General features: G+C 30.3%; 3 protein-coding genes. 2 read left to right on the forward strand and 1 reads right to left on the reverse strand.

Going from position 1 to position 2977, the window contains the following annotated elements; translation table 11 throughout:
* Positions 1 to 472: 472 nt before the first annotated feature.
* Complete coding sequence (locus ACFPOH_RS01790) at positions 473 to 1099, forward strand: hypothetical protein (RefSeq protein WP_390308711.1); 627 nt, start codon at positions 473 to 475, stop codon at positions 1097 to 1099.
* Between the two features lie 52 nt (positions 1100 to 1151).
* On the opposite strand, the gene ACFPOH_RS01795 is transcribed toward ACFPOH_RS01790, so the two are convergent.
* Complete coding sequence (locus tag ACFPOH_RS01795) at positions 1152 to 1382, reverse strand: hypothetical protein (protein WP_390308712.1); 231 nt, start codon at positions 1380 to 1382, stop codon at positions 1152 to 1154.
* 66 nt (positions 1383 to 1448) lie between these two features.
* On the opposite strand from ACFPOH_RS01795, the gene ACFPOH_RS01800 reads away from it, so the two are divergent.
* Positions 1449 to 2843 (forward strand): UvrD-helicase domain-containing protein, encoded by a 1395-nt coding sequence (locus tag ACFPOH_RS01800; RefSeq protein WP_390308713.1) that lies wholly within the window; start codon positions 1449 to 1451, stop codon positions 2841 to 2843.
* Positions 2844 to 2977 lie beyond the last annotated feature (134 nt).

A 2977-nucleotide genomic window follows, 5' to 3' on the forward strand; every position in this document is an offset into this window, starting at 1 on the left:
GTTGATGTAGCCTTGCATAAAGGCTTCGATAACATCATTCATCTTTTCGCCTTTTTCGGCACAAGTTTCCTTGAAGGCTTTTTGTAAGTCTTCTTCTATTGTGGTGGTAAATGTTTTACGAGCCAATAAGTAAATCACCTCCTTGACACTTATAATAAATGTTTCTAAACACATTTTCAACCATGTAAGTATAAATATTTATAAATTTATTTGTGTATTAAAAAAGACCACCTGTTATGGTAGTCTTCAACTCAATAATCCGTTTTTTATATACATGAACAAATATTATAAATTAATGGTTTTCAACCGTATAATCCGATTACCCAAAATAACTAATGATAGAATTTTAGATTTAGACTTCTTTTCTTGTATAGGTTGTTCATTCATTTTAAAAACTCCTTTCTGTAAAGTGTTTTGTTATAATTGTAAATAGAAAAATTAAAATATAATTCTCGAAAGGGGTTGTGCTTTTTTGAAGATAAAATCTTTAATACTGTGCTTATTATCTTTACTGTTTATTACTGCATGTGGAATGGAAGAAACAGACCAATCTCAACCAAAAGAAACTGAACAGCAATCAGAAGAGTCGCAGAAAACAGAAGAGCAGAAGCAGGAAGAAAAAGTGGAAAAAGAACTGGAAGTTTCTATCGAATACGATGAATTGCAACAGCTCTACATAGACATTCAAAAAGACCTTACCTATGACCATCTGATTGACTTGCTACAAAATAGCAATCTCTACTATAGTGAATTCGATGGAAGGACAAAAGTTATTAAGATAGCATTTGATGAAAAAGCCACTCCATTTCGCTATGCAGAATCAGGAGATCATGTGAAAGTACACTTCAACAAAGACCTACAATTTGATTCTGCTACCTATTTCAATCAAGATAAGCTCTTAACTCTTTTGTATTATGAGAATGGAACGTATTGGGAATTGCATGACCAACCTGAATACGCAGGGTACTATATCAGCGATTTTGATTCAGATGAAACCATGACCATTAAATACGCAAATGGCAACGAAGTAGAAGCCGATCTCATAAAGGTAAATTCAAAAGAAGAACAATTTCAATATCTTCATAATAAAGAAGAATAGTTAAGGGGCATAAAATAAATGTCCCTTTTTTATTGCCAACTTCCTATCCACATTAATAAAGAAAATAACCCTTTCGGTGCTTAAAATTCATATTGGTGTGTTTTCTCCAAGCTCTTTTAAAACGTTCCCGTTCTTTCGCATTCTTTAAAAACGTAGTAGAAAAGTAGATGGAACTCCATTTATCTTTCCGTTTTACTTCAATTGTATAGGCATATCCCATCTTAGCTCTGGTTTTGACATAACGGATTTGCTCAATATCTTCATACGAAAGCACTTCTTTCATCCATAAACGCTTAAACGATACTCCATGTTCTCGAAATATCACTGTATAGTTACTGCTGAATGCATTTTGAATAAAGGTAAATCCAATAAACAAGGAACCCTAAATTATTTGAATTGGAGTAAAGATACATCTAATAAAATTCGAAATAAACTTTCAAGTCTACAATGGAAATTCGAAAATGGGGATTTTTCTCTAATTAGTAGGAACTATAGTGGAGGAGCATCAATTCGAACAGAAGATTTCATAAAATATAAAAAGTATTGTTGGAAAAGAGGCATTATTCATCATGATGACGTTCTTTATTTATCTTATAAATTATTAAAAGAGTATCCAAGGATTGCAACTGCGCTATCGAGTGTTTTTACATATATTGTATTAGATGAATTTCAGGATACAAATGATGTTCAGACTGAAATTATTAAGATTATATTTGAAGCTGGTAGTATAGTAGGAACTGTTGGAGATTCAGCACAATCAATTTTCAAATTTCAAGGGGCAAAAAGGCAAGCTTTTATAGATTTTAATTTGTCAGGACAACATAATTATATGATTAGAGATAATAGACGTTGTGGTAATAAAATTGTAAATTTTTTAAACGCAATTAGAAATGATACGATTGAACAAGAATGTATTAAAAAAGAGTTAGATAATTATATTTATATTTACCAATATACTGATGAAAGTCCAATTAATCTTATTATTGAATCATTTAACTTGAAAAGAAACGAATTAAATTTAAATGATGATTTTTCAATAATCGCTTATAAAAATGAACATGTTAATCTTATGAAGACATCTATAGAAACTAATGATATTTGGGAGAGTTTTAAGGAATTAGATGCAGATAGATGTACGTTCCTAATGAAAATATTAAAAGGATTTAGATATTATTTAGAGGGCTTTTTTGATTTAGCAGTAAATGAAATTGCAAGTGCATTAATAGTTAGGAAAAATGGTAAACTCATTCCTCCTTTTAAGGATAGTTACTATGAAAAATCTCATGTTAAGGGTTTAGCATTAAATATTTTAGAATTTCTTTCAACACAACTTCAAAATGACAGTAATATTTCATTAAGGGATTTTTATAATAAATTATGTGATTATTTGAAATTTAAGAAATTACATTTATCGAAGATAGTAAGAAGTCCACTTAAGGACTTTGCAGTAGAAACTAAAGTGGATTTACTTATAAATACTGTAAAGTTAAGTGAAATAAAAAAGGATGTATACAGAACGATACATAGTGTTAAAGGAGCTGAATTTCAATCTGTACTTTTATATTTAGAAGATAAAAACGATTTAGTATCACCTGATATTGATTCTGCTAATGAGTCTACTCGCATATTTTACGTGGGATGTAGTAGAGCAAAACAACTTCTTTATATTGCTACACCAATATTAGATGATCAGGATAAACAAAAGTTAATAGAGATATATGGTGACTTCATAGAATTTGCTTAATTGTATTCTATCTTCCCGTAACTTTCTCTTTCCCCAACTTCAAAAGTTGGTTCCTGCTGATACTAAGTTGGTACCCGAAGTAGAGGTAAGAGGTTAGATAGGAAGCAAAATAAGGATCATACTCGAGCCATTTT

The organism is Ureibacillus suwonensis, assembly GCF_042655065.1.
Taxonomy (GTDB): domain Bacteria; phylum Bacillota; class Bacilli; order Bacillales_A; family Planococcaceae; genus Ureibacillus; species Ureibacillus suwonensis.

Coding starts and splice junctions, on each gene's coding strand:
- ACFPOH_RS01795 (WP_390308712.1), bottom strand. CDS start 1,382: ATGAAAGAAGTGCTTTCGTATGAAGATATTGAGCAAATCCGTTATGTC.